The 26,830-nt window shown below is 48.9% G+C and carries 32 protein-coding genes and 3 tRNA genes; 30 read left to right on the forward strand and 5 right to left on the reverse strand.

What is annotated here, in order from left to right:
• The first annotated feature begins 81 nt into the window (after positions 1 to 81).
• From NOM72_RS11370 to NOM72_RS11430, 13 genes are all read left to right on the forward strand, one after another.
• A tRNA-Lys gene (locus NOM72_RS11370) sits at positions 82 to 154 on the forward strand.
• 6 nt (positions 155 to 160) lie between these two features.
• Positions 161 to 232, forward strand: a tRNA-Gly gene (locus NOM72_RS11375).
• An 11-nt stretch (positions 233 to 243) separates the two neighbouring features.
• A tRNA-Ala gene (locus NOM72_RS11380) sits at positions 244 to 319 on the forward strand.
• A gap of 211 nt (positions 320 to 530) precedes the next feature.
• Positions 531 to 1,439, forward strand: coding sequence for an arginase (gene rocF, locus NOM72_RS11385; protein ID WP_255999194.1), 909 nt, complete (start codon positions 531 to 533; stop codon positions 1,437 to 1,439).
• Positions 1,440 to 1,564: 125 nt separating this feature from the next.
• Complete coding sequence (gene sigW, locus NOM72_RS11390) at positions 1,565 to 2,128, forward strand: RNA polymerase sigma factor SigW (protein ID WP_023466660.1); 564 nt, start codon at positions 1,565 to 1,567, stop codon at positions 2,126 to 2,128.
• Positions 2,129 to 2,144: 16 nt separating this feature from the next.
• On the forward strand, positions 2,145 to 2,765 hold the full coding sequence (locus NOM72_RS11395; RefSeq protein ID WP_023466661.1) for an anti-sigma factor: 621 nt from the start codon (positions 2,145 to 2,147) through the stop codon (positions 2,763 to 2,765).
• Between the two features lie 79 nt (positions 2,766 to 2,844).
• Entirely contained in the window at positions 2,845 to 3,705 is an 861-nt protein-coding gene (gene cdaA / locus NOM72_RS11400; RefSeq protein WP_023466663.1) for a diadenylate cyclase CdaA, read from the forward strand.
• Entirely contained in the window at positions 3,705 to 4,991 is a 1,287-nt protein-coding gene (locus NOM72_RS11405; protein ID WP_023466665.1) for a CdaR family protein, read from the forward strand. Before cdaA ends, NOM72_RS11405 begins: the two co-directional genes overlap by 1 nt.
• A 29-nt stretch (positions 4,992 to 5,020) precedes the next feature.
• Positions 5,021 to 6,376, forward strand: coding sequence for a phosphoglucosamine mutase (gene glmM, locus NOM72_RS11410; RefSeq protein WP_023466667.1), 1,356 nt, complete (start codon positions 5,021 to 5,023; stop codon positions 6,374 to 6,376).
• A 412-nt stretch (positions 6,377 to 6,788) separates the two neighbouring features.
• Positions 6,789 to 8,585, forward strand: a complete 1,797-nt coding sequence (glmS, locus tag NOM72_RS11415; protein ID WP_023466669.1) for a glutamine--fructose-6-phosphate transaminase (isomerizing) — start codon at positions 6,789 to 6,791, stop codon at positions 8,583 to 8,585.
• A 75-nt stretch (positions 8,586 to 8,660) separates the two neighbouring features.
• A complete protein-coding gene (locus NOM72_RS11420) occupies positions 8,661 to 9,227 on the forward strand; it encodes a hypothetical protein (protein WP_255999195.1) in 567 nt (188 codons plus the stop codon).
• Positions 9,228 to 9,250: 23 nt separating this feature from the next.
• Positions 9,251 to 10,018, forward strand: a complete 768-nt coding sequence (locus tag NOM72_RS11425; RefSeq protein WP_214861626.1) for an alpha/beta hydrolase — start codon at positions 9,251 to 9,253, stop codon at positions 10,016 to 10,018.
• A gap of 38 nt (positions 10,019 to 10,056) precedes the next feature.
• Positions 10,057 to 10,656 carry a short chain dehydrogenase gene (locus NOM72_RS11430; RefSeq protein WP_195866251.1) on the forward strand — a complete coding sequence of 200 codons (600 nt, stop codon included), beginning with the start codon at positions 10,057 to 10,059 and terminating at the stop codon, positions 10,654 to 10,656.
• A 37-nt stretch (positions 10,657 to 10,693) separates the two neighbouring features.
• On the opposite strand, the gene NOM72_RS11435 is transcribed toward NOM72_RS11430, so the two are convergent.
• On the reverse strand, positions 10,694 to 10,867 hold the full coding sequence (locus NOM72_RS11435; protein WP_023466676.1) for a hypothetical protein: 174 nt from the start codon (positions 10,865 to 10,867) through the stop codon (positions 10,694 to 10,696).
• Between the two features lie 129 nt (positions 10,868 to 10,996).
• On the opposite strand from NOM72_RS11435, the gene NOM72_RS11440 reads away from it, so the two are divergent.
• The 5 genes from NOM72_RS11440 to NOM72_RS11460 all read left to right on the forward strand — a co-directional run bounded on the left by NOM72_RS11440 (position 10,997) and on the right by NOM72_RS11460 (position 13,999).
• Complete coding sequence (locus NOM72_RS11440) at positions 10,997 to 11,557, forward strand: isochorismatase family protein (protein WP_075643167.1); 561 nt, start codon at positions 10,997 to 10,999, stop codon at positions 11,555 to 11,557.
• Positions 11,558 to 11,570: 13 nt separating this feature from the next.
• A complete protein-coding gene (locus NOM72_RS11445; RefSeq protein ID WP_023466678.1) occupies positions 11,571 to 12,053 on the forward strand; it encodes a GNAT family N-acetyltransferase in 483 nt (160 codons plus the stop codon).
• Positions 12,050 to 12,523: a phosphotransferase gene (locus tag NOM72_RS11450; protein WP_255999196.1), complete on the forward strand. Its 474-nt coding sequence runs from the start codon at positions 12,050 to 12,052 to the stop codon at positions 12,521 to 12,523. The genes NOM72_RS11445 and NOM72_RS11450 overlap by 4 nt, the downstream gene beginning before the upstream one ends.
• A 5-nt stretch (positions 12,524 to 12,528) precedes the next feature.
• Positions 12,529 to 12,942, forward strand: a complete 414-nt coding sequence (locus NOM72_RS11455; protein ID WP_255999305.1) for a phosphotransferase family protein — start codon at positions 12,529 to 12,531, stop codon at positions 12,940 to 12,942.
• A gap of 64 nt (positions 12,943 to 13,006) precedes the next feature.
• On the forward strand, positions 13,007 to 13,999 hold the full coding sequence (locus NOM72_RS11460) for an NAD(P)/FAD-dependent oxidoreductase (RefSeq protein WP_255999197.1): 993 nt from the start codon (positions 13,007 to 13,009) through the stop codon (positions 13,997 to 13,999).
• A gap of 51 nt (positions 14,000 to 14,050) precedes the next feature.
• Here the strand turns inward: NOM72_RS11460 and NOM72_RS11465 are convergent, their stop codons facing one another.
• Positions 14,051 to 14,392: a winged helix-turn-helix transcriptional regulator gene (locus tag NOM72_RS11465; RefSeq protein ID WP_255999198.1), complete on the reverse strand. Its 342-nt coding sequence runs from the start codon at positions 14,390 to 14,392 to the stop codon at positions 14,051 to 14,053.
• A 122-nt stretch (positions 14,393 to 14,514) separates the two neighbouring features.
• Here NOM72_RS11465 and NOM72_RS11470 point away from each other — a divergent pair, with 122 nt between their 5' ends.
• From NOM72_RS11470 to manA, 11 genes are all read left to right on the forward strand, one after another.
• A complete protein-coding gene (locus tag NOM72_RS11470; RefSeq protein ID WP_255999199.1) occupies positions 14,515 to 15,369 on the forward strand; it encodes an SDR family oxidoreductase in 855 nt (284 codons plus the stop codon).
• 74 nt (positions 15,370 to 15,443) lie between these two features.
• Positions 15,444 to 16,298 (forward strand): PPK2 family polyphosphate kinase, encoded by an 855-nt coding sequence (locus NOM72_RS11475; RefSeq protein WP_050676896.1) that lies wholly within the window; start codon positions 15,444 to 15,446, stop codon positions 16,296 to 16,298.
• Between the two features lie 190 nt (positions 16,299 to 16,488).
• The gene (locus NOM72_RS11480) at positions 16,489 to 16,914 is read left to right on the forward strand and encodes a DMT family transporter (protein ID WP_023466686.1); all 426 of its coding nucleotides are present in this window, start codon (positions 16,489 to 16,491) and stop codon (positions 16,912 to 16,914) included.
• A gap of 12 nt (positions 16,915 to 16,926) precedes the next feature.
• Positions 16,927 to 17,589 carry a Crp/Fnr family transcriptional regulator gene (locus NOM72_RS11485; RefSeq protein WP_255999200.1) on the forward strand — a complete coding sequence of 221 codons (663 nt, stop codon included), beginning with the start codon at positions 16,927 to 16,929 and terminating at the stop codon, positions 17,587 to 17,589.
• A gap of 12 nt (positions 17,590 to 17,601) precedes the next feature.
• Positions 17,602 to 18,072, forward strand: a complete 471-nt coding sequence (locus NOM72_RS11490; RefSeq protein ID WP_023466690.1) for a DMT family transporter — start codon at positions 17,602 to 17,604, stop codon at positions 18,070 to 18,072.
• Positions 18,073 to 18,074: 2 nt separating this feature from the next.
• On the forward strand, positions 18,075 to 18,776 hold the full coding sequence (locus NOM72_RS11495; RefSeq protein ID WP_035399304.1) for a YjjG family noncanonical pyrimidine nucleotidase: 702 nt from the start codon (positions 18,075 to 18,077) through the stop codon (positions 18,774 to 18,776).
• A gap of 107 nt (positions 18,777 to 18,883) precedes the next feature.
• Positions 18,884 to 19,321 carry a GNAT family N-acetyltransferase gene (locus tag NOM72_RS11500; protein WP_370688698.1) on the forward strand — a complete coding sequence of 146 codons (438 nt, stop codon included), beginning with the start codon at positions 18,884 to 18,886 and terminating at the stop codon, positions 19,319 to 19,321.
• A gap of 37 nt (positions 19,322 to 19,358) precedes the next feature.
• The gene (locus NOM72_RS11505) at positions 19,359 to 19,841 is read left to right on the forward strand and encodes a GNAT family N-acetyltransferase (protein ID WP_255999202.1); all 483 of its coding nucleotides are present in this window, start codon (positions 19,359 to 19,361) and stop codon (positions 19,839 to 19,841) included.
• A gap of 98 nt (positions 19,842 to 19,939) precedes the next feature.
• The gene (locus tag NOM72_RS11510; protein WP_035399298.1) at positions 19,940 to 21,007 is read left to right on the forward strand and encodes a YcjF family protein; all 1,068 of its coding nucleotides are present in this window, start codon (positions 19,940 to 19,942) and stop codon (positions 21,005 to 21,007) included.
• A gap of 40 nt (positions 21,008 to 21,047) precedes the next feature.
• Positions 21,048 to 21,689 carry a peroxiredoxin-like family protein gene (locus tag NOM72_RS11515; protein WP_255999203.1) on the forward strand — a complete coding sequence of 214 codons (642 nt, stop codon included), beginning with the start codon at positions 21,048 to 21,050 and terminating at the stop codon, positions 21,687 to 21,689.
• 176 nt (positions 21,690 to 21,865) lie between these two features.
• Complete coding sequence (gene manA, locus NOM72_RS11520) at positions 21,866 to 22,816, forward strand: mannose-6-phosphate isomerase, class I (RefSeq protein WP_023466696.1); 951 nt, start codon at positions 21,866 to 21,868, stop codon at positions 22,814 to 22,816.
• Between the two features lie 41 nt (positions 22,817 to 22,857).
• Here manA and NOM72_RS11525 read toward each other — a convergent pair whose 3' ends face one another.
• Positions 22,858 to 24,192 carry a sugar phosphate nucleotidyltransferase gene (locus tag NOM72_RS11525; RefSeq protein WP_052017228.1) on the reverse strand — a complete coding sequence of 445 codons (1,335 nt, stop codon included), beginning with the start codon at positions 24,190 to 24,192 and terminating at the stop codon, positions 22,858 to 22,860.
• Positions 24,193 to 24,232: 40 nt separating this feature from the next.
• Here NOM72_RS11525 and NOM72_RS11530 point away from each other — a divergent pair, with 40 nt between their 5' ends.
• Complete coding sequence (locus NOM72_RS11530) at positions 24,233 to 24,844, forward strand: response regulator (RefSeq protein ID WP_255999204.1); 612 nt, start codon at positions 24,233 to 24,235, stop codon at positions 24,842 to 24,844.
• Here the strand turns inward: NOM72_RS11530 and NOM72_RS11535 are convergent.
• Together NOM72_RS11535 and NOM72_RS11540 are read right to left on the reverse strand one after the other, a co-directional pair.
• A complete protein-coding gene (locus NOM72_RS11535) occupies positions 24,828 to 25,694 on the reverse strand; it encodes a glycosyltransferase family 2 protein (RefSeq protein WP_255999205.1) in 867 nt (288 codons plus the stop codon). The two genes, NOM72_RS11530 and NOM72_RS11535, sit on opposite strands and share 17 nt — an antisense overlap.
• Complete coding sequence (locus NOM72_RS11540) at positions 25,691 to 26,830, reverse strand: glycosyltransferase family 4 protein (RefSeq protein ID WP_255999206.1); 1,140 nt, start codon at positions 26,828 to 26,830, stop codon at positions 25,691 to 25,693. Before NOM72_RS11540 ends, NOM72_RS11535 begins: the two co-directional genes overlap by 4 nt.

Raw genomic sequence — 26,830 nt, forward strand, 5'->3', positions numbered from 1 at the left:
TAGCGAAGTGGCTAAACGCGGCGGACTGTAAATCCGCTCCCTCGGGTTCGGCGGTTCGAATCCGCCCCCCCCCACCATGTCGAGCCATTAGCTCAGTTGGTAGAGCATCTGACTTTTAATCAGAGGGTCGCAGGTTCGAATCCTGCATGGCTCATTTCTTGCGGAAGTAGTTCAGTGGTAGAATACGACCTTGCCAAGGTCGGGGTCGCGGGTTCGAATCCCGTCTTCCGCTTTTTTTCTTTCGGGGCCTTAGCTCAGCTGGGAGAGCGCCTGCCTTGCACGCAGGAGGTCAGCGGTTCGATCCCGCTAGGCTCCACCAATTTTATTTAAAGATCTTAAGCGAGTTTCGTTCGTCTTAAGTTTTTTTTATATGAAATGCCAAGCATAACCAGAGTACGTACGCAAGAACACCGTGATTCCCTTCACGGTGTTTTTTTGTATATTCATGCGTTTTTTTGTTGAGTTGAACCACTTGTTTGTTACCGCTTACAATACATGTAGAAGTGACTATGACATAGGGGGAATATCGTATGAACATCGCGTATATCAGCGTACCGTACCGTTATGGACAAGGAAAGCCAGGCACTGAACACGGACCTGCTGCTGTCGAAAAAGCGGGTCTACTCGCGACACTCGAAGCACGGGGACAAGAAGCAGTACGCTACGGGGAAGCGGCTGTTTTATCCGAGGATGCAGTCCGGGAAGAAGATCCTAAGCTGAAACGTCTTGAAGGCGTCGTCCATACGACGAATGACTTGCACCTGATCGTACGTGACGCGTTATCGGAACAACGTTTTCCGTTGTTAGTTGGTGGCGATCACAGCATGGCGATCGGAACGATTGCTGGGTTACGTCAGACTGTACCACGTCTTGGCGTCATCTGGTTCGATGCACACGGTGATTTGAATACACCGGAAACATCACCGTCTGGTAACATCCACGGTATGCCGCTCGCTGTAGCCCTTGGGGAAGGACATCAGCGTTTAACGGAAGTCGGAGGAACAGATATCAAGCTGCAACCGGAACACCTCGTCTTCATCGGATTACGTGACGTTGATCCAGGGGAACAAGAGCTGATTGATCGTCTTGGTATTCGGGTCTATGATATGGAAGCGATCCGAACTCGGGGAATGGACGCGATCATGGAAGAAGCGATTGCTTATTTGAAGGAAACGACGGATGCATTCTATCTTAGCTTTGATATGGATGGTCTCGATCCATCACTCGTCGTCGGTACAGGTACACGTGTCGCCGATGGCATTTTCTTAGACGATGCGAAAACGGTGCTCAAGCATTGTGCAACGTCAGAAAACTTCATTGCAGCTGAATTCGTTGAAGTGAATCCGTTACTTGAAGAAGGAAACGGAACAGCGGAACTTGCGAATGAACTGATCGGAGATCTACTTTTGGCAATGGAAACACATCGCTTAGTAAAATAATGGATAGAACTTGAACTCTTTTCAGCGGAGTTCAAGTTTTTTTTGTTACAATTTAAAAGGAGATGAAACATTTATCGGTCGACTTCGTATAAGAGATTGACCGCATAGAGCGGGGGGTATTCAAAGTGGAAGAAACGACACTACGCTTAATTGAGCGAGTGAAACAAGGAGACCGTGATGCATTCGCGGCACTTGTTGATCTATATAAGGAAGGTGCCTTTCTTGTGGCTTTCCGCGTCTTGCGCGATCGAATGGAAGCGGAGGATGCGACACAAGAAGCCTTCATCCGTGTATTTACGAAGATTGATTCGTATAATGCACAATGGAAGTTCCGGACTTGGTTGTACCGAATCGTCACGAACGTATCGATTGACCGATTACGGAAAAAGAAACCTGATTATTCTCTTGATGCTGAGATGTCAGGTACTGAAGGACTGACATTGTATTCACAACTCGAGAGCAAGGATACCTTGCCGGAGGACCAAGTGGTCGATAACGAGCAACGAAACGAAGTCGGGGACGCGATTGCAGCTTTACCAGAAAAATACCGTGTCCCACTCGTCCTGAAATATGTAGAAGATCTTTCGCTAAAGGAAATCAGTGAAATGATCGAATTACCTGTCGCTACTGTCAAAACTAGAATTCATCGTGGACGAGAAGCGCTGAAGAAGCATTTTGCCAAACGATGAGAAGGAGGAACTCACCATGTCACGAGAGCATGTACATGAACGGATCCAGGATTATTTAGACCAAAACCAACCACCTGAGGAATTCGAGCGATTAGAAGCAGAGTTACGAGAAGTAGACGCGATGGACGAGTTCGAAGAGTATCGGCTCCTTGATGCTCGACTGCGTCAACTTCCAGCGCCTAAATTATCGGCAGATTTTACATCCCGCGTGCTGGCACAATTGCCTGAACAGGTGGAGACGCCAAGCGCTGCTTTGCTGCACCAACCGCAACCGTCTCGTTTTGGAGGTAAGATGAAGCAGTACCCATTGCTCGCGGCAGCGGCTGTTTTCTTACTCTTGTCGGTCGGTAGCCTAGGTGGTTATATGGCACAAGAAGAACATGACTTATCTTATACGAATGCACCAGGTATCGTCGCTCAAAATGGTGAGGTCGTTGTCCCGAAAGGCGTCACGGTCGACCAAGATCTATATGTCGAAGGCGGGAACGTCCGCATCGAAGGGAAAGTCAATGGCGATGTCATGACCGTTGACGGGAAAGCGTACACGGCGAGTGCTGGTAGCGTGACCGGAGAAATCAAGGAAATCGATCAATTATTCGAACGCGTATGGTACGGAATCAAGCGTCTATTTCAATAATCAGCTGGGACGAGTCGAACTCGTCCCTTTGTGCTATAATGGAAACTGTTTAAATCAGATGAGTTAGGGGGCACGGTTGGTGAATTACTTCAGCTGGCAACCACTTCAATTTCAATTGTTGAAACTGGGAGAAAACGTACATTGGTACGATTATATTAATGACGTGATTGATATTGCGGTCGTGACGTTCGTCATTTACCGTCTCATGATCATCGTCAAAGGAACAAAAGCGGTCCAGCTCATTAAAGGGATCTCGGTCATTTTGATCAGTTGGTTCCTGAGTGGCTTTTTTGGACTCAAAACACTGCAATTCTTACTGAATCAAATCATCACCTATGGGTTACTGGGGATTATCATCATCTTCCAACCCGAACTCCGGCGTGGACTGGAACATTTAGGACGAACGAGTAAATTCTTCTCGCGTAGTGCGGTCAGTGATGAAGATGAACAAATTCGAATCGTCGATGCGCTCGTATCGTCTGCTCAGTACATGTCAAAACGGCGTATTGGGGCACTCGTGACGATTGAACGGGAGACTGGACTGAGTGAATACGTGGAGACGGGTATTCCGCTCGGCTCACAAATCACGAGTCAGTTGCTGATCAACTTGTTCATTCCGAATACACCCTTACATGATGGTGCCGTCATCGTCCAGCAAGGCAAGTTAGCAGCAGCCGCTTGTTACTTACCGCTGTCTGAGAGTGCACATATCTCAAAAGAGCTTGGAACACGTCACCGCGCAGCAATTGGTGTCAGTGAGGTGACGGATAGTGTCACGCTCGTCGTCTCGGAAGAAACGGGTGGTGTCTCACTCGCCATCAATGGACGTCTATACCGGGAACTCGACGAAGAATCCTTGCGGACGAAGTTACTTGAGACAATCGTCAAGGCCGAACCGACGAATACTTCCTTCTTGAACTGGATGGGGGCGAAAAAATAATGTTCGAAAAGTGGTTCAATGAACGCTGGTTTTTACGTATCGTTGCCGTTGCCTTAGCCGTCATGTTGTATTTGATGGTCGCAGGTTCGAATACGACGGGAAAAAGCGATGCGGCTAGTCTGTTACCGATCGCAGGACAAGGCTCGACGAAGTTTGACGTACCGGTCACGGTCCAGTATGATGAATCGCAATGGGTCGCCTATAATATTCCAAATACGATGGAGGTCACCGTTAAAGGTCCTTCGAGTAGCTTGACGATGCTCCGGCTTGTTCAGGATTTTGGATTATCGATTGATTTGAAAGGCCTCGACCCGGGCTATCATCGTGTCCGTGTCACACCGACCGGCTTCGGAAAAGATGTCGAAGTGACGCCGAAACAACAGACGATCGAAGTCTTCCTCGATAAGAAGATTACGAAAGAAGTACCGGTACAAGTCGCCTTACTCAATAAAAACAAAATCGCTGAAGGATATGTCGCTGGGGAAGCGCAACCGAACCAACAAACTGTTGAAGTCACGGGAGGCGCGGAGAAGTTACAGGCGATTTCAGCAATTCAAGTACCGATTGATGTGACCGGTCGGGCAGAGACGTTCAAAGAGACGTTCAATGCTAAAGCGACGGATGCGAACGGGAATACGATTAATGCATCTTATCAACCGGAGCAATTAGAAATCACAGTACCGATCTATAAGGAAAGTAAGACGGTACCAATCAATGTGAAGACAAAAGACAACGTCAAAAAAGGGTATACCGTTGTCAAGATCGTTCCCGTCACGACGGAAGCTCGTCTATATGGAACAAAAGAAGAGTTGGAACGGATTGGTTCCGTTGATACAGAAGCGGTCTCGCTTAAGGGATTGACGAAGACGACGGAAAAAACCGTCAAACTCGTGGAACCGGAAAACGCGACGGCGATGGATCCGACACAGGTTACCGTCAATATCGTCGTTGAAAAGGAAAACGCGAAATCGACGACAGAAACCGTCGAGGATCGAGCAGAGAAAACGATCCCGGGTGTGACGGTCACATTGAACGGGTTTGATGAGTCGAAGTATACGATTGATTATAACCAAACGATGGATGTCGTTGTCCGTGGGAAAGAATCGGATCTAGCATCGATTGATGCGACGGATATTAAAGCGGTCATCGATGTGACAGGCTTAAAGGAAGGGACGCATGGATTGCCGATTTCATACCAGACGTCGAAAGCCTTCGATGTCTTGCGTCCGGATAACATGGATGTCACGTTAAAAGCCGTGCCTCGGACATCCGTTCCGACCAATTAAAACAAATTAGTGAAATGAGGAAATAACATATGGGTAAGTATTTTGGAACTGACGGCGTACGCGGCGTCGCAAACGTAGAATTGACACCGGAACTGGCGTATCGCCTCGGTCGAACAGGTGGTTACGTGTTAACAAAACACGAAAGCACACGACCTAAAGTCTTAATTGGACGCGATACACGTGTTTCTGGTCAAATGCTTGAGAACGCACTTATCGCGGGTCTGTTATCGATCGGTGCAGAAGTCATGCGTCTAGGTGTCATCTCGACACCAGGTGTCGCGTATCTGACAAAAACAATGGATGCGACAGCAGGAGTCATGATTTCCGCGTCGCACAATCCAGTAGAAGATAACGGGATCAAGTTCTTCGGATCAGACGGCTTTAAGCTTGATGACGCAACAGAACTTGAAATTGAAGCATTACTCGATGAAGCAGAAGATACATTGCCACGCCCAGCTGGAAAAGAACTCGGCTTCGTTCATGATTATTTTGAGGGCGCACAAAAGTATCTGCATATGCTTCGTCAGACATCGGATGAAGATTTCTCAGGTATCCATGTCGCGATTGACGGTGCACACGGAGCGACGTCAAGCCTCGCACCACGTCTATTCGGTGACTTAGAAGCGGAAGTATCGACGATCGGAACGAATCCGAACGGACTCAACATCAATGATGGTGTCGGTTCGACACACCCTGAACACCTTGCTGCCTTCGTCAAAGAAAAGAGCGCAGATGTCGGTTTGTCATTTGATGGCGACGGCGATCGCTTGATTGCAGTCGATGAGAACGGCGATATCGTCGATGGTGATAAAATCATGTTCATCTGCGGGAAATACTTGAACGAACTTGGTCGTCTGAAAGACAACACGATCGTTGCGACGGTCATGAGTAACCTTGGTTTTCATAAAACCGTCAAAGAAAACGGGATGACGGCGCTTCAGACAGCAGTCGGTGACCGTTATGTCGTCGAAGAGATGCGTAAGAACGACTATACGCTCGGTGGCGAACAGTCGGGGCACATCATCTTCATGGATTACTCAACGACAGGAGACGGCATGTTGTCAGGCGTCCAGTTGTTGCAAATCATGAAAGCGACAGGGAAGAAGTTATCAGAACTCGCAGCTGAGATGCCGATCTTCCCACAACGTCTCGTCAATATCCGTGTCTCAGATAAAAATGGCGCAATGAGCGGTCCTGCTGTACAAGCAATCATTGCGGAAGTTGAAGCGGAAATGGCGGGGAACGGACGGATCCTCGTTCGTGCGTCAGGAACAGAACCACTCGTTCGTGTCATGGCGGAAGCTCCGACACAAGAAGCGTGTGATGCGTACGTCGAGCGGATCGCGAACGTCGTTCGTGAGAACTATGCGTTACAAGAAAACTAAGAAACCCGAAGCAGAGCGATTGCTCTGCTTCTTTTTTTACAATTATTTTAGAAAAACAGCTTGAGATTTTTACAAAAAATAGGGATTATACGTATTGATTAGTGAAATATCGGGAATAGTTACAACTACGTTACCTTTCTTGCTTTTTCAAAGTAAAGTTCGTATGATGGTGAAGTCGGACAGAAACGGGGTCAGACGGAACTAAAAAGCGCCAGGGCTTTCTTCGTAGGTTGAAAGCTGACGAGGTGGAGGTTTATCGAATCATTCGGCGGATGCCTCCCGGTAACAGGTCCATACCGTAAATCGTTCTGAAATCGTCCAAGTGATTGGGCGGACAAACAGACCGATCGGGACCCTCTCAACAAGAGCCGTTTCCTCTTCAGGGAAATACTTGTAAATGGAGAGATGTAACATGTGCGGAATCGTAGGTATGATCGGACAGGTCAACACGAAAGAAATTTTATTAAAAGGTCTCGAAAAGCTCGAGTACCGCGGCTATGACTCGGCAGGTCTTGCGTTCGTCAACGACGGCGTCCAAGTCCACAAAGAAGTTGGCCGGATTGCTGCGCTACGCGAAGTCGTTCCTGCTGAGGCAGACGGCACAGTTGGAATCGGACATACACGTTGGGCGACACACGGTGTCCCAAGCGTACCAAACGCGCACCCACACCAAAGTGCGTCAGCACGTTTCACACTCGTGCACAACGGTGTCATCGAAAACGATGAGCAACTAAAAGCAGAATTGAACGTCGATCTCCTGAGCGACACGGATACAGAAGTCATCGTTCAGATGATTGAAAAAAACTTCAACGAGACAGGTGACGTCGCGGAAGCATTCCGTCAAACACTCCGTGTCTTGCATGGTTCGTATGCGCTCGCGTTGATCGATGCTGAAAATCCAGACGTCTTATACGTCGCGAAAAACAAATCACCACTTCTCGTCGGTCTCGGTGATGGTACGTTCAACGTCGTCGCTTCAGACGCAATGGCAATGTTGCAAGTAACGGATCAATTCGTTGAGTTGCATGATGGTGAGATGATCATCTTGACGCGTGATAGCGTGACGATCCAAGATCTCGACGGGAACGTCCAAGAGCGTGAAGCGTACACGGCTGAAATCGATGCATCAGATATCGAAAAAGGAACGTACGCGCACTATATGCTCAAAGAGATGGATGAGCAACCAGCAGTCATCCGGAACATCGTTCAAAAATATCAAAACGAAGCAGGCGACATCACACTCGATCAATCAGTCCGTGATCTCGTACTTGGTCGTGACCGCGTCTACATCATCGGTTGCGGAACAAGCTACCATGCTGGTTTGATCGGAAAACAGTTGATCGAACAAATCGCAGGCATCCCGACAGAAGTGCACATCTCTTCTGAGTTCGGATACAACATGCCATTATTGACAGAGAAACCGCTCTTCCTCTTCCTTTCACAATCAGGTGAAACAGCGGATAGTCGTGCCGTTCTCGTCGAAGCGAAGAAACTTGGTCACCCGGCACTGACGATCACGAACGTTCCAGGATCAACATTGTCACGTGAAGCAAACGCAACATTGTTGCTCCACGCGGGTCCAGAAATCGCCGTTGCTTCAACAAAAGCCTATACAGCTCAAATCGCTGTTCTCGCTGTCCTTGCGTTTGACCTTGCTCAAGCAAAAGGGGTTGCCGTCAACTTTGATCTCATGAAAGAACTCGGTAAAATCTCAAGTGCGATGGAGTCGGTCATGTCTCAAAAAGATCGCTTCCAAGAAATCGCGACAGAATACTTGTCTGAGTCACGCAATGCGTTCTTCATCGGTCGTGGACAAGATGCATACGTCGGGATGGAAGGTGCATTGAAACTCAAAGAGATCTCGTATATCCAAGCAGAAGGATACGCGGGTGGAGAGCTTAAGCACGGTCCGATCGCTTTGATTGAAGACAACACACCGGTCATCGCGCTCGTGACACAACCACACGTTCATCTCAACAACCGTGGGAATATCAAGGAAGTCGTCGCACGTGGGGCAAATGCGTGTGTCATCGCAGCAGAAGGTCTTGAATTGCCAACAGATGCATTCGTCATTCCAGCAGTCGAGCCACTCTTGTCACCACTCTTGTCGGTCTTACCACTTCAATTAATCTCATACTACGCGGCACTCGGTCGCGACTGTGACGTCGATAAGCCACGTAACTTGGCGAAGTCGGTAACGGTTGAATAAGGAAACAAATCGACTCCAAATGACAGGCGTGTAAGCGTCTGTCGTTTGGAGTTTTTATATTAGGAGGAGAACGAGATGAACCGCTGGATCACCGCATTTCCTAAGAGATATGAACAGGACGTTCGGGTCGTTAAAGCATGTCTACCGTTTGGATGGACACAATTATCACCAGGGGCGATCGAAGTAAATATAGAACAGGAACACATACAGATTCCGATGCGTTTGTATTTATCAGAAATCGACTCGGAGCGGATCAAGCAACTGACGTCGACTCAGCAGACGATTTTATATTGCCTTTACACCCGTCACCATGATGGTCATGTTCGTGAGCAGTATCTTCAGCAGTTACTTAAAAACCATCCACACGACGGATGGGTTCTTGCCTATATCATCGAACTTGCTAGTGAATACGTCCGTGACATCGTCGACATCATCGTACCCGCAATCGAGCAATGGGATCCGGAAGTGAAGCGGCGATTCGTCGAGGATGATCCGGCATACATGAAGCGAATCGAAGACCGGATGATCAGTTACTGGAATGCTTATTATCGGTCAAGTGGCGAACGACGATCCGAAGCGAACTACCCAGGCTTTCGGATTATAGAGTCGTTACGGGAGGATGCTTCGGTGGAGGAAGTGTGAAGAGATGAAAAGGAGGGGCGCACTTGATTACGAAATCAAAGGATCTGTACTTAGAAGGACCCGGACCTGCTGTTTTGTTGTTACATAGTTTTACTGGAAGTGCGAATGAGATGCGGGGACTCGCTCGTTTTTTACATGCAGCCGGCTATACCTGTTACGCGCCAAATTACGCCGGGCACGGGGAATCGCCGGAGCGCTTGTTTGAGACGACGATCGAAGACGTCTGGCAGTCCGCGCAAGTCGGACTCGCGTTTTTACAAGATCGAGGACACAAAGACATCTTTTTGATCGGACAATCACTCGGTGGAGTAATGGCACTTCGACTAGCAGAACAGTCAGGATGCGCTGGACTCATCTTACTCTCGACGCCGATTCTTGAGCGGACGATTGCGGGACTCGAGCACCGCGTCCGTCGGTATACGGAACGGTATTTTCAGTTTGACGATCGTTCACCGGAGTGGATCGTAGACTTTGTCGACCGTCATTTTCCACGCCCAGAAAAAGACTTATGGGCACTACAACAGTTCATTCTCGACACAGGAGTCGTCTTGCCGAAGATCACGCAGCCCATCGCTCTATTCCTTGGCGCCTTAGATGATGCCGTCTATCATGCGAGTCTCGAGCGAATCGAAACGACGGTGCCGAGCCGAGATCAGAAAAAGGTTCTTCTTCCGAACAGTAAACATCTACTGACACTCGATCGGGATAAACAACGTTTGTTCGAAGAAATCCTCATCTTCTTGAAGACGCATCCGGTAGATTCCTTGAAACCACCATCTGCTGTGCAGTAGGCTAGATAGGTAAGTTAGACGAGAAAGGGGAAAGGATCATGCGAATTTTAGTAGTAGGAGCAAGCGGAACGATTGGGCAGGCAGTCGTCGAACGGCTGAGTGAGCGGCATGACATCATTCGTGCCGGACGAAGCGGAGCGGATGTACAAGTCGACATCACATCAGAGGAAAGTATTCGGGCGATGTATGAAACAGTCGGTTCTGTTGATGCCGTCATCAGTGCCACAGGTGGTGCTCATTTCGGTCCATTGACGGACTTAACACCGGAGCTTAATCAAATCGGAATCGACAGTAAACTAAAAGGTCAGGTCAATCTCGTCTTGCTTGGTTTAGAGTCCGTACGAGACGGCGGAAGCTTTACGCTGACGACCGGCATCATGATGGACGATCCGATTCGCCAAGGCGCATCCGCTGCGCTTGCGAACGGTGGGGTCAAAGCGTTCGTTCACGCAGCAGCGATCGAGATGCCACGAGGTATTCGGATCAACAGTGTCAGTCCGAACGTACTGATCGAGTCGCTTGAAAAGTACGGACCCTTCTTCCGTGGTTTTGAAGCCGTTCCGGCGTCACGTGTCGCGACGGCGTTCGAAAAGAGTGTCGAAGGGGCACAGACAGGGCAAAATTACGAAGTCTATTAACTAAAAAAGCAGATAGCGAAAATCGCTATCTGCTTTTTCATAGACCGGATAGGACATAACGTTCAATTCCGAAAAGTAATAGAGTGATTCCGAGGCAAATGAGTAAGTTACGTACGAACCAACGACCTGTCATCGTCCGGTTCATGATCAGCTTCTCCAGTGTCAGATTGACGAGAAGCACACATAAGAAGATGACGCCAAACCAAATCATCCAGACACATCCTTTCCTTCTTCTTAACGAATCCAACAGCTAAAAAGTTTCGTGTCTGTCAGGAGCAGGAAATCATTCAGATGAACGGGAAGGAAACAAACAGTCGATATTACAAGGAGGAACATGACGATGAAACAAGCAGTCCTAGTGATTGATTTTCAACAGGAACTCGTCGACGGAAACACGGAAGAACGTCCGGTATACTTAAAAGAGCAAGTCGCGCATGTCATCGAAGCGGTCGTACTTGAAGCAGACGAACGAAACGTTCCGGTCGTTTTCATTCGGGATTTGGACGTCGCTGGCGGAACAGGACCTGGGTTTGCAGTCCATGACTCGATTCCCGTTCCAACGTCCAGTGTCACGTTCGATAAAGCGGCGACGAATTCGTTTCATGGCACCCCCTTGCTTGATTATCTACGCCAAGCATCGATTGAACATCTGATCGTCTTAGGCTGTAAGACGGAACACTGCATCGATACCGCGGTGCGCAGTGCGACGGTGCATGGCTTTGATGTCACACTCGTCGCCGACGGGCATACGACGAACGGCTCCGATGTCCTGACGCCGGAGCAAATGATCGCTCACCATAATCAAGTCTTGCACGGTCATTATAACGTCGAACACTTTGCGATTGTTCGTCCGTCGACGGAAGATGTCTTCACCCCAACCCACAATGACTACCGGACATGAAGAGGAGAATAAGATGATTGAATTACGAAAAATAACAGCGTCCGATTACGATCGCTACGCGACGCTCGTCCAAAACGAACGTGTCATGCGTTACATCACGGAACAGGCATTAACAGATACGGAAACGAAACAACGCTTTGACCGAATCCTTGAACAACAGCAGCACGACCGACTCGGATCGTATCTGATTTATACCGAAGAGACATGGATTGGAATCGGGCACATGACCCGGAGTCAAACGCAACCGTTTGAAGCAGAGCTCGGTTACATGCTGTTACCCGATCAGTGGGGACGCGGATACGGCACAGCGATTGCAGAGCGTCTCTTACAGTTAGCGACAGAAGAAGAGCTACAGGTCGTCACGGCAACGATTGATCCAGCGCATGAGGCATCGCGCCGTATTTTGATCGGATTAGGTTTTGAATCGACCTATGTTGGACCGATTGACGGTCTACCAGGTGAAACGCTACAGAAAATAGTGGGGACGACAGAATGACACGAGACGCATGGATTGAACATTTTCAACTCGACGTCGCAGCATGCGCGACTGTCGACGAATCGTATAGTTCTGAAGTCGATCGTCTCGTCCTAACGGATGGTCAGGTCGTTTTCTTAAAGCGCCCGTATACGGCTGAAAAGTGGTACCGGGAACGTGGCTGGATTCATGCACTAGAACGATTTGTACCCGTGCCACACATCTTAGCTGAAGCAGCTCCCGGGCAGAAGACAGGGGCGTTCGTACTTGCTGCCTTACCGGGACAGGTACCGATCACGATGACTAAAAAATTGGCGTACGAAATTGGTCGAACGCTCGCAATGCTGCATACGTGTACAGGAGAAGCTTACGGCGAGTATACGGAAGATGGATTTTATGCCTATCCGGTTCAGGACTGGCGACGCTTCCGGAATGAAAAACTCGATGGATTCATGCCGTTCATCACGACCGAACTCGATCCGGTTTTTTAGAGAACATCCAAACAGAGTTAGTCAGACGAGAACAGTCGTTACCGGAGCCTTCACGTCCCGTTGCCACACATTGTGACTTCCGCCTAGCAAATTTACTGACGGTAGGTGATCAAGTCACAGGGGTGATCGATTTCGAGACGACCCGCTACGGGGCCGTCGAGATGGACTTCACGAAGATCGTCCGTAATCTCAATACGTTCGGTTCCATTTACGTCACGGCATTTCAAGAAGGATACGCGACGTTACACTCAGACGTGCCGATCGAGACGTATCTAGCATACTATCGTTTGTGGGAAGCACTCACGGCTGTTGGCTGGTGCATCAAACGTGGACTAGAAGAGCACCGGGCGTTCTTTGAGGAGAACATCGTACTTATCGAGCAGGAATTACAGATGACGAGCATATCGGACGGGTATTGATTCACCCATGTCTTGGAAGAAACCTCTATACTTAGGGAAATGAGGAATATGAGGGGGAAGCGAGATGACAGGGAAACGAATCGGAATCATCGGTGGTGGACTCGCCGGAATCTTTGCGGCACGTCAATTGCAGGCAGCAGGACATGCTGTTGAAATCATCGAAAAAAGCCAGAGCGTCGGGGGGCGAATGGCAACTCGTCGGATTGATCAAGGAACAGCGGATCATGGTGCCGTCTTCTTCACGGTTCGGACGGAAGAGTTAGGACGCGAAGTCGACGAATGGCTTGAGAAGGGATGGGTTCGTAAGTGGTTCGGAACGGATTTTCCACGCTATGTCGCAACGAACGGTATGAATCAACTCGTACAAGCGATTGGTCGAGGGATTCCCGTTCAGTTGAATGAGCAGGTCACGCATATTACGGCAACAGAGGATGAACTCGTCACACAAGCGACGGATCATCAAGGTACGTATGATGCGTTACTCGTGACGGCGCCTGTGCCGCAAGCATATGAACTGTTGCAGTCTTCTGATCTGGCGCTTGGAGATGACGATCATGAGCAGTTGCGCCAAGTGACGTTCGAGCCGACATTCGTGGGTCTGTTTGAAATCAAAGAGCGACTGACGATCGGGGAAGTCGGCCTACAAGACGAACAACTCGTCGATGGGATGTTAAAACTCGTCAATAATGCCGAGAAGCAGATTTCGAAGACGACACTCTTGAGCGTCTATATGACAGCTCGCTTCAGTGAAGACTGGTACGAGCGTCCGGAAGAAGAGACACTCGCTGAAGTCGAGCGGCTGTTACAACAGCAACTCGGACCGGTGACGATTGTTTCGCGTCAGCTCAAACGTTGGCGTTACGCTCAGGCACGTGCGGTTTACCGGACACCGCATTTGAAACTAGCGGCACATCCGCTTTGGCTTGCCGGGGATGCGTTCCTTGAAGCCGATGATGCGTCAGGGCGGACGCGCGTCGAGAGTGCTGTCATCTCCGGATTACGCGTCGCAGAGGCGATTGATACCCACTTACGTCAGACGGTGACAGCGACGGAATGAACGACAACATGCACTTCTTTTCTAAATTGAGAAGAAGCGCATGTTTTTTTGTTACTCACGATCATTCCCCTGGAAGTGCTGCTCACTCCAAGCTGCCATTTGGTCAAGAATCGGTAAAAAACTATGTCCGGCATCCGTCAGTGAATATTCAACGCGAGGAGGAACTTCGCCAAAGACGTGTCGTTGAATCAAACCATCCGCCTCGAGCTCGCGAAGCTGACGCGTCAATGTTCCTTTAGAGATACCTGTTAATTGTTGCAGTTCATGAAAACGATGCGTCCCGTGTGTCAGGTGCCACAGCAAGATGATCTTCCATTTGCCAGCGACCATCTGTTGGACCCGAGTGACTGGACAAGCCGTCCGTTGATTGGTCGTTGAATCAAATACAGCCACGTTCATCCTCTCCCATTGGTTCGTTTTGAGGGACCTAGTTTCAGATAAGTGCCTACTTTTTTTAGTGTATCACCTGGCGTATCATGAAGAACAACATCAAACTTCAAAGGAGTGGTTTCATCATGAAATGGTTAATTACAGGCGCAACCGGAAAATTAGGTGCGCGCATCGTGCAACATCTCAGTGAACAAGTCGGCAACGAACATGTAGCGGTTAGTGTCCGTGACGTTGAAAAAGCAGCGTCGCTTGCAGCGCAAGGAATCGACGTCCGGCATGGTGATTTCGATCAGCCAGAAACACTCGGACACGCGTTTCAAGGCATCGATCGTCTGCTGATCATCTCGACGGACGGTGAAGAAGCAACACGGATCCGGCAACACCAAGCCGCTGTCACGGCAGCACAAGCGGCAGGCGTCAAGCTGATCGGCTATACGAGCATCGCTAATGCGGCACACAGCACGAACGGACTTGCGCGAACACATCGGGTCACAGAAGAAGCGATTCAAGCGACAGGTATCCCGTATGTCTTTTTCCGCAACAACTGGTATCTCGAAAATGAACTCGGAACGATGGATGCCGTCGCACAAGGTGCAGACTGGTTAACAGCAGCAGGTGAAGGCAAAGTCGGATGGGCGTTACAAGAGGAGTATGCGCTAGCGATTGCGACGGGACTGACGCTCGAGCATCCAAAAGCGATCTATGAACTCTCTGGACCGTTGCATACACAAGCAGAACTCGCGAATGCAGTCGGAACAGTACTTAACCGATCGGTCGCTGTAGATGAAGTAGATAGCGCGACCTATGGCGAGCGGATGCAAGCAGCTGGCTTACCTGACTTCTTGATTCCAATGTTGACGGGTATCCAGGCAGATATCGCGGCCGGAACTCTGGCAGTAGAAAGTACTGATTTTGAAGAATTACTCGGTCGTCCTGTGACGACGCTAGAAGATGGAGTCCGTCTCCTTTTGAAAAGATAAGTTCATCTGAACGTTTTCAGGACGAACGAGTAGGGTAAACCCCCTTTAGAAGCAATTAAAGGAGGAGCCCTACCATGAAACTGTCATCCTATCGTGTCAAGGAAGGCGAGCAAGTCTCGTTTTCGAATTACCCGACATCAGAAAAACATGAGATTTCGGAAGCGGAATTGCGAGAGAAGCGGATTCCGAAAAGTGTCGAGACCTTACAAGAGTTACACTGGCGTTTACATGCCGAAGAGAAGAACGGCGTCCTCGTCATCCTGCAAGCGATTGATGCAGCGGGGAAGGATGAGGCAATCAGCTACATCTTTTCTAACTTGAACGCACAAGGACTCCGGACGATTTCCGTCAAAAAACCGTCGGATACGGAGCAAAAACACGACTATCTATGGCGGATCCACGAAGGACTACCGGAAAAAGGCGAAGTCGGCATCTTGAACCGTTCCTATTATGAGGAAGTCATTGCGCCACGCATCCATGATTTGCTAGAGGAAGAGGAAAAGCCGGATGACGGAGATGTCTGGCAGATGCGCTATCGCCAAATCAATGACTTTGAACGCTATCTCGTCGAGAACGGCTTCCGGGTCGTCAAGTTTTTGTTCCATGTCTCAAAAGAAGAGCAACGGCAACGATTATTGACTCGTCTGAAGGATCCAACGAAAAACTTTGAATTCTCGTTCAGTGATATTGAAGAACGCAAGCACTGGGACGAATACCATGAGATTTTTGCTGAACTCGTCTCGGCGACGTCGACATCGTATGCACCATGGTACATCTTGCCGGCAGATGACGAATGGTATTCTCGCTATATCGTCACCGAAGTCATGAATGACGTTTTGAAGGAAATTGATCCGCAATATCCGAAGTTGTCGGAAGAGGATCAGGAACAACTAGATGAAGCGATTAAACGATTGGAAGAAGAAGCATAAATCATTTACACCAAAAGCGATTGTTCTCTTGCTGAGAAGAATCGCTTTTTTGATATACTTGGCTTTATATGAAATCCTTTTTAGTCAACATAAAGTCTGAACTTCTAAATATCTCAGGACAAATGTCCTGTTCAAATCAGATGGACTCTCGTTAAATGAAAGTATCATGGAACAGGAGAGGAGTATGCACATGCGTGGTGTCTTATTTGCGATTGCGGGTGGCTTTTTCTTAACGCTTCAAAGTGTCGCTAATGCCCGGATCAGTCAAACGATCGGGACGTGGCAAGCGGCGACGATCACCCAGATGACCGGGTTCATCGTTGCGATCCTCTTAGCAATCGTCTTACGGGATCGCAGTTTTTCAGCGATGCGACGTGTCAAACCGCTCTATCTGGCAGGGGGAGCCTTTGCGGCGATCATATTATTCAGCAACATGACGGCTGTCCACCGGATGGGCGTGACTTTGACGATTTCGCTCTTTTTATTGGCGCAATTAGCGCTGGCACTCTGGATTGACGGAAGAGGCTGGTTCGGCGTCATGAAACGTCGACTGCGGGGTCCGCAGATCATCGGCATCTTGATGATGGTAGCAGGCATCTTCATCTTAAAGAGCTAAGGAGGAGAAGAAGTGACGGACATTGTGACCTATTTGGAACGGTATCAGTTAATGCATGTCTTTGATGGGTCACTACGCAAGGCGATGCACATCCAGACGTTCGCACCGGGTGAGGCTTTATGCCGACAAGGCGATGTTGCGCATGAACTCTACCTGCTCGTCGAAGGGAAATTGAAGATCACGCATATGTCGGCAACGGGAAAACGTCTCGTGTTGTCCTTTAAACATCCGTTTGATCTCGTCGGCGATATTGAGTTCGTCCGAAAGATTGATTTGATGAACACGGTCGAGGCAGTGACACCAGTGACCGTCTTACGCATTGCCTATCCGGATTTGGAAGAAGCACGTATCCATCATTCTGCCTTTCTATTATTTTTACTCGAGACGATCACGAAAAAGTTTGAATTGAAATCACATACGCTCAGCTTCAATCTGTTGTACCCGGTCGAAGTCCGGCTCGCCAGTTATTTGTTGTCGATGACACCTAATACGGATGCTTTTGCGAGTAAGGAACTCGTCGATGCGGCAGATTTGATCGGGACGAGTTATCGTCACGTCAATCGTGTCTTACGCCAGTTCGTCGACGACGGATTGATTCGCCGGACGCAGCATACGATTGAAATCATTGATCGAGACGGATTGATGGAGCGCGTTGGAGAAAGCATTTACGAATGAAAGAGGTGTGATATGGTTACAGGAATCATTCTTGCCCTTTGTGGGGGCATGCTCGTCTGTATTCAAAATACGTTTAACGCAAAAGTCAAAGAACACGTCGGCGCTTGGGCGACGACGACGTTAGTCCTTGGACTCGGGTTCCTCGCTTCACTGACGATTGGTTTGATCGTCGAAGGATCACAACTGTTTGCACTAAAAGAGGCACAAACCTGGTTTTGGTTCAGCGGGATCATTGGTGTCGGTGTCGTCCTCTGTGTGACGCAAGGCGTTCAACAACTCGGACCGAGTCGAGCGATTTCGATCGTCATGGTATCACAAATCCTGTTTGCCTTACTCTGGGATACGCTCGGCTGGTTTGGTTTACAGACCGTTCCGTTTACGTGGACGAAAGCACTCGGTGTCCTATTGATTGGTGGTGGCGTGCTGTTATTTCAACTGGGCGGGAAAACAACGACTGTACAACACGTACGAAAAGGAGCTTGACTATGTTTTACACGACGGTATTATTCGATATTGACCATACATTACTCGATTTTGAAGCGACGGAACGGATTGCCTTTCGCCGCCTGCTCGAGCAACAAGATTTGCAGTGGACACCGGAGCGAGAAGCGCGCTATAAAACACTCAATCAAGCGCTTTGGAAAGCACTCGAACGAGGTGAGGTGACACGCGAGGAAGTCATTCACTCACGGTTCGTGACGTTCTTCGCGGAAGAAGGACGGACGGTCGACGGACGAGAAGTTGACGAAACGTATCGCGGCTATCTCGCACAAGGAACAGAATTGATTCCGGGTGCGACGGCGCTGCTTGAGCAGCTAGCCGGAAACGTCACGATGTACGTCGTCACGAATGGTATCTCGAAGACGCAACGCGCACGGCTCGAGGGCGCCGAATTAACGGACTTCTTTGAAGGGATTTTCGTTTCAGAGGAGACGGGTTTTCAAAAGCCGATGGCAGGGTTCTTCAATCATGTGTTTGCGCGAATTCCGCAATTCGACCCAGCGCGAACGATCATCGTCGGGGATTCCTTGTCAGCTGATATCGCAGGTGGCAATCAAGCCGGTATCGCAACATGTTGGTTTAATCCAGAAGGAAAATCAGCGACGGATATCAAGCCGACGTTTACGATTACGTCGTTAGCCGAACTACCTGCGGTGCTTGAAAACGCAGCAGTTCTTCAACAATGAATTAAACCAACCGATAGGAGAGAGAAGGAAAGGGGGCGATCACTGTGCAACGATGTGATCAACAGACGCTGGAGGGAACTCCCGTCTAACTAAAAGGGGAAATGAACATGATTCAACTTGTACCGGTAACAGCAGAGAACTGGGAAGCGTGTTGTGAGCTGACACTGACAGCAGAACAGCAAGACTTCATGGAAGCGAACGTCTATTCAATCGCGCAAGCGAAGTTCGAACCTAGCCTTGTCCTTCGGGCGATCATTGCAGGTGAAGCCGTCGTTGGTTTTGTGATGTATAACACGGAGCTAGAAGAACTCGACGGCTACTGGATTTACCGCATCATGATCGATCAAGCGCAACAAGGGAACGGCATTGGACGATTGGCGATGCAAGCTGTGATTGACGAGATGCGCGTGTTACCTGCAGCGAAACGAATCGTCGTCGGCTATCGACCGGATAATCAGGCGGCACACCGTCTGTATGCGAGCCTCGGTTTCATCGACCACGGGGATCGATTCGGTCGGGAAATGGCAGTGCGATTAGAAGTATAAAACTTGATGAGATGATAGAACGAATAGAGGAGACACCATGCACATTCGACTAATGAAAGAATCGGATTATCCAGAAGTCGTTCGGATCTACGAACAAGGGATAAAGACGGAGAACGCGACGTTTCGCACGGAGGCATTACCGTACGAAGAATGGACGAGGCATCACCATGAACACAGTCGTCTCGTTGCGATTGAAGACGAGCAATTGCTCGGCTGGGTCGCGTTAAGTCCATTCTCTTCGATTCCGGCATACGCTGGTGTCGCTGAAATCAGCCTCTATATCGCGGAAGAAGCACGCGGTAAAGGTGTCGGCACACGCTTGATGGACGACGTCATTCAAGCAAGTGAAGCAGCCGGAATCTGGACGTTGCAATCGCAAGTCTTTCCGGAAAATCAAGCGAGTCTACGCCTTCATGAACGTTTTGATTTTCGGGAAGTCGGTCGCCGAGAGCGAATTGGTCGGCTCGGAGGCAGATGGCGCGATACGGTATTGCTCGAGCGACGCAGCACATATCTCTAAAATTCGGCAAGTGGACACAATGTTCCCTTGCCTTCTTTGTGTTGAAAGCAAGGGATAATGGGAAAAGACAGACAGCAGAAGAAGGGGGAGGGATCACAATGGATGATTTTTTTGGTGAAGGACTTGAGACCAATCAGCAAAAACGGAAACGCAAACTGGAGGAAATCTTTGATCAGTCGTTTGAATCGGAGCGACGGGATTTCAATCAATCGCTGGAGCAGGACGTGACGGTTGCCTTGATCGGAGATGTCAATGCGGGAAAATCCTCGACCTTGAACGCGATTCTTGGTCGTGAAGTCGCAACGGTCGGAGCGCGCCCGGGTGAAACGGTCCGGATTGATCAAGTAAGGCAGCATCCGGAAGATAAAGTCATCTTCGTCGATACACCAGGATTGAATGATGCCAATACACAGAACTCGGAAGCGACGTGGACGTACTATCAAAGTGCCGATGTCATCCTTTATTTTTTAAATGCGGCAGGTACCGTCTTATCTGAGACGGAGACGAAAAACTTCCGTAAGATCTATCAACATAACCAAAATGTCTTGATCGTCGTTACGAAGATGGATGCGACGGATGATGTCGACACGATCGTTCAGCATATTGCAGAAAAACTACCAGGACCCAAAATCATTCCCGTATCAGCACGAGAAGGAACGAACATTGATCGGCTCCGTCGGGAGGTCCTCGATATCTTAAAAAAGTTCGACAAGGATAATGTGTTCGTTCGTCAGATGGATCCGACCGTTCGTGGCAAGATCGCCAACAACTGGATTGTGGGTGCCGGAACAGCCGCAGGTGCGATTGGTGCCGTACCGTTCCCGGGAGCTGATATCATTCCATTGACTTCAATTCAAATCGGCTTGATGCTCAAGTTATCGAATCTGTACGAACGACAGTTATCCAAGGAGAGTGCGAAGGAGTTGCTTGTCGTGACGATCGTCGGAAACTCCGGAAAAACCGCCTTTCGGCAAATGGCGAAGCTCGTTCCGGGGTATGGTGCCGTCATTGCCGCGGGCGTTGCTTCGACCGCCACCCTTGCACTCGGATATGGAACAAAATATGTCTATGAGAATAAGCTCGAGCTGACACCGGAACAACTGATGGGGTTCGTGAAACGATTCCGGAAGAAGGCAGAAGAGTCGTCAGAAGAGACAAACGAGTAATCTCCCTGTTATTCTATACAGCAATAAAGGGGGAGAACACATGACACGATTACTCGAAGAAATCAAACAGTATCAATCGGAATTCCGACAAAAGGCACCTGCTGAGAAACAACGGTTGATGGCGGAAGCGACAGCTGAGCTGGCTGCTTCTGGTATCGCTAAAGGTCTAGGTGTCGGTGATACGATTCCACACTTTACGTTACCCGATGTATCTGGCAAGTCTGTGGCGATCGAGACATTACTCGAGCAAGGTCCTGTCATCTTAACATTCTACCGGGGTGGCTGGTGTCCATACTGCAATCTCGAACTTCGCGCGTATGAACGGGAAATCGACCGAATTCGTGCTCAGGGAGCGACCGTCGTTGCGATCAGTCCAGAGACACCTGATTTTGCTGAACAGACAGCAAATAAGAATGCGTTAAGTTTCCCTGTCTTGAGTGACGTTGATTTACATGTATCAAGCCAATTTGATCTCGTGTTCGACCTGCCAGATTACTTGATCGAGATTTACAAGGCATCGGGACTCGATGTAGCGAAGCACAACGGAAATGAGGATTGGCAGTTGCCGAAACCGGCGACGTTCATTATTGATACGGACGGTGTGATTCGTTTCGCAGAAGTACCATCGGATTATACAAAACGCGTTGATCCGCAGACGATCATCGATTACCTCGAACAATAAAAGAGCTAGCAAACTGTACGAAAACCAACTCCTAGTGATGCACTAAGAGTTGGTTTTTTTATGATTCAATCTGTTTTATTTGGATAATATAGACATAAAAATGGGTATAAAGAGGTAACCAAACGTATAGATGGAGGTGAAGCGTCGCTCCTAGTCTATCGGGAGTCCGCGTCGATATGTATGCCATTCAACCAATTTTCAAAGAACGAATTTGGGGCGGTCGACGTTTAGAGGCGTTGTTTCAGTTTGAGTTACCAGAAGGACAAATTGGAGAATGTTGGACAGCATCTGCTCACGCGAGTGGGCGGACGTACTTCTTAGATGGACCTGATCAGGGGAAGACGCTAGATGAATTATGGCAAACGAAACGGACAGAATTATTCGGTGATTATCTGCTGGATGCCTTTCCGCTTCATGTAAAATTTCTGGACTCGTCCGCCTACTTATCCGTTCAAGTCCATCCGAACGATGAGGAGGCACGACGGCTAGAAGGAGAACCATACGGCAAGAATGAGTGCTGGTATATCTTAGAGGCTGCACCAGAGGCAGAAATCATTCTTGGTCACAATCTACAATCACGAGATGCCCTGTTTCGGTGCGCTCAAGAAAAGGACTGGGAGACGTCACTTCGGCATCAAAAAGTTAAACCTGGCGAATTCTATTACATTCCGAGTGGTACGATCCACGCTCTAGGACCAGGCATCGTTCTTCTTGAGATTCAACAGATGAGCGATCGAACGTATCGACTATATGATTACGACAGATTAGGAGATGACGGGAAACCGAGAGAATTGCACGTTGAGAAGGCAATCGCTGTCACGACGATTCCAGATGAGCCGTGGACGAACCAACCAGAGACGATCATCAAGGAAGGGGGTGTCATGACGAAGTTGCTTCAAGTACCTTCCTTTACGGTGATCCGTCATGAAGTGATCGGTCGATATACATTACATGATCATCCAGTCTTTCGTTTGTTGACTGTCATCGAAGGTAAAGGAGAAGCGCGGCAAGGGAATCGCGTGATTCCCTTACAGAAAGGAAAACAATTCTTTGTACCGCGTCGAGCGGGAGATTACGAAATAGCGGGATCCGTCACATTCGTGACGAGTGAAGTGTTTTTAGATTAGAGCAGACGAAAGGGCACCGATAGGAGGTGCCCTTTCTAACATCATGGTTTGGAACGAATCGAGGTTGGGAGCGGATAGTTATCTTGCTCCGTCCAATCGATCGAGTATTTAATTTCAATCATGATCAAATCTTCTAGTGTGGTCAGCGTATGCGGAATACCTTGTGGGATATGCACGACAGAAGTTGGTCCGAGTTGCTGTGACTGACCATCGATCAGTGCCTCAGCGCGACCTTGTAAGATGCTCCATGTCGAGTCGGTATGCGCATGATAATGATGACTGATTTGTTGATGCGCCTTGATATGCAGCCGTCGGGTCACGGCATAACGCCCGTCCTCTAGTTGCTGTTGATGTAAAATCGTCGCATAGCCCCAGCGTTTCCATTCAAATTGTGGTGGCAAAGTGTCATCCGTCAAATATTCTTTTAAGGCAGGTGTCTCGTCTTTGGACGCAACGAGGACACCATCTGGACTCACCGACACGATTAAGTTATCAAGTCCGATTCCAAGGACCGGAACCTGTAATTCATTGACGATATGCGTATTTTTCGAATGGAGCATCCGGGCGTTTCCATGAAGCGGATGCGGCATCTCCTCCGTTAATGTATTCCATGTTCCGAGATCTTTCCAGTAACCATCATACCGATGAACGAATAAAGAATCGGTCTTTTCAACAACCGCATAATCAAATGACGTCTTTTCTAATGCATCATAGTTCGAGTGGAGCGCCTCGAATGTCGTCGGCACAGCTTGTTCTTCTAGACACTGCATCAAGAAGTCAAGGCGACAGGCAAAGACACCACAGTTCCATAGTGCACCTTGTTCGATTAAGTCACTCGCGACTTCAACAGTCGGCTTCTCTTGGAAGCGATCGACGATGGACACATTTTCGGAAGTCTGCGGAATGATATAGCCATATTTTGATGTCGGATGTAACGGCTCGACCCCCATTAAATGAAGTGCATCCGGATGTTCTTGGACGGCTTGGTCCAGTTGCTCGAAGCGTTCAAAGAACGATAGTTCAACGTAAGGATCGACCGGCATGATGATGATCGTCTCTTCTAAATCAATTCGTTCTGCGAGATAACTTGTCGCAAGCATGATCGCAGGGAACGTATCGCGACGTGACGGTTCTTGAATGATGGAAGTACGGAAGCCTAGCTGATTTTCGATTGCATCGACTTGTGAACTCGTCGTCGTAATGACAGTCCGGTCGTCCAGACCGACTTCCTGAAGCTGCTGAAAGACGCGTTCCATCATCGATTGTTTATTGCCATCGCGATCTTCCAGGATTTTTAAGAACTGTTTCGAGTTCAAATCGTTCGAGAGCGGCCAAAGCCGTTTTCCGGATCCACCTGATAGTAAAAGAATATACATTGACGACCATCCTTTCTTTTTAAAACGGAGGCGATAGCATATGGCACTTTATCTATTAGTTGACTCACATGAACCGACACGACGGATTTTACGTCGTAAACTACTGGCAGCGGGACAAGACGTACAAGAAGCAGGATCAGGAGAAGAGGCATTGGAACAACTCAGCAATTCCGACGTTGATGTCTTACTGACGGAACTTCGACTTCCAGAAATGGATGGTGTCGAGCTGTTGCGTGCTGCTAAACAACAGGCGCCGTTAACGAAACAAATCGTCTTGACGGACTATATGCAAGTCCATACGTTGCTGGCGGCTGTGAACGCAGGAAACGTCAGTCGGATGATGACGAAACCATTGAAAATTGATGAGCGAATACTCTCTATCATGACTAAAATTGGTGATGAAGTCGTCGAGACGAAGCAACGGAAACGTAATTTGGTCAACCATTTTGAGAGCGTGCTTTTGAGTTCAGATCGTCCGTATTGTTTATTTTTTGAAGACGGAACGATTGCTAGTCAACGCTCTTTAATCATTAATCACTCCGAACAAGAGGTGCGTGAAGAAGATCAAATACAGCGTTTAGAATTCCCTACGCAGTTCGGTACCTACATCTTGTATCAATCAGTCGTCGGAAGCATTACGAAACCCGTTTGAAGAAGAGAGATTCTACACCAATAAAGCTAAGACGCAAGTACATGTAGATGACACCAGCGGTCAATAGTGGATGACGACTATATTTTTTTAAATTAGCCTGATGATAGAGAACGGGACGGAAGAAATACCAACGTCGTAAGGCTTTCATGAAGCCACCCTGTTCTGCGTCGAGCGTCGCAGGCATGACATCAAAGTAATAGCGTTTCTTTCGAAGCAGGTCACTTAATTCGACCTGCTTTTCGTTGTGGTGTACGTAAGTGAACGTCGCACGGCGAATGATTCCGCCTTGTTCTAAATAACGGATCGTCGGCTGCGTCTCTTCGAAACTGATTTGCGTCGGATCAATCTCGCCCGAGGCGACGTACGCCTCGAGCCGCCAGAAGCGCGCGGCTTCCATCGTATGCGTGTCGAGTTGATCCGTTGGGACGTTGAACAGGTTACGCTCAAAGACCTTCACTTGACTGAAGTAATTATCAAAATCACTGTACGCGCGTTCGGGAATGACGAGTGCCCCGACCTCTACATGTGCCTCGAGATACAAGAGGCAGCTTTTCAATAACTGCTCTTCAAGTACCATATCGGAATCAATGATATAGAGAAATTCGACATCGTGTTGCTTTAAGCGATCAATCGCAGTCTTGCGGGCGATACCTCGTTCACCGTGCGGTAGCGCGAGTACTTCGAATCGCGTATCATTTGCGGTCAATTGACGCATCGTCGCGACGGTCGAATCGGTCGAACCATCATCCGCGATGACACAAAGGAAAGAAGCCTGTTGTGCCTGAAGGGAGCGGATCGTTTCCATGATGATTGCTTCATTTTCGTATGTGGACATAGCGATTCCAATCATGAAAAATCCTCCTTTAGTGCGATGGGTATTAATTCGCGTTGCAACCAGTTTCGAAACGCTTGACCTGTGTGATCCCAGTGCAGGGTCTGAGCGAAACGATGACCGGCTGCTTGAATCATTTCGTATTCTTCCGGGTCACGTAAGCAGGCGCGCATCTCGGCAGCGAGTGCACCCGGGGTCTGACTCTTTGCCATGTAACCAGTCATGCCGTACTGGACGGCGTCGCGTAGTCCAGGTGCGTCATAGACGATCGTCGGTGTGCCAACGGCCGCCGCTTCACTGACCGTCAGACCCCAACCTTCTCGTTTAGAAGGAAACAGGAGCGCCGTCGCGCGACTCATCCGTTCGAGCTTTTCTTCCTCACTGACGAATCCAAAATAGGTGATGGCGTCACGCATCTCTTCCGGGACGATTGGATGAAGGTGCTCGGTGATATACGCCTCGTCTTTTTTTCCGATAACCCAGAAACGAGCGTCAGGATACTCCCGTTTAACGATGACGAAAGCTTGGAGTGCATCATTGATTCCTTTATAGGCCGACATCCGTCCAGCGTATAAAAAAGTCGGATGTGCTTCTTTTGGCTTCCAGTCTTCTTCGTTCCATGGGGTAAAGGAGAGACCTTCCGGTAGAATCGTCACGTCGTCCTTGGAGAAGCCGACAGCAAGTAGATCGTCTGCCGTGGACTGACTGACCGTCAACGCGCGACCGGTCCGGTACAGCTGCAGACGCGGTGTCTCCGTCCATTCGCCGACGTATGAAAACGGAGGACGAACATTGATTTGCCAGATTTCACGTGTCAGTTGATGAATGAAGAGGGCACGTTTCGCTAATGGAACATACAAGGGTGTGAAAAAGTGATGCGTGTTCATCTGATCGACGACTAAATCAATCGTCGCAGCATGCGACTGATAATAAGAAAAGGCGAGCGGAACGACGGAAAGCGCAGTACCTCTCCGGATATAAGTGATTCCGTCCAAGTACTCGACATCGTGTCCGCCTTCGAATGCGGGAGAAAAATGAGTGATTTCATACTCATCACTGACACGTCGGAGCATCTCGTGTGTGAATACTTCTGCGCCACCGGCTTTCGGATGTTTGATATCGCGCCAAGATAAAAAAAGTAGATGGGGTTTCAT

The organism is Exiguobacterium sp. LL15 (assembly GCF_024436095.1).
Lineage (GTDB): Bacteria > Bacillota > Bacilli > Exiguobacteriales > Exiguobacteriaceae > Exiguobacterium_A > Exiguobacterium_A indicum.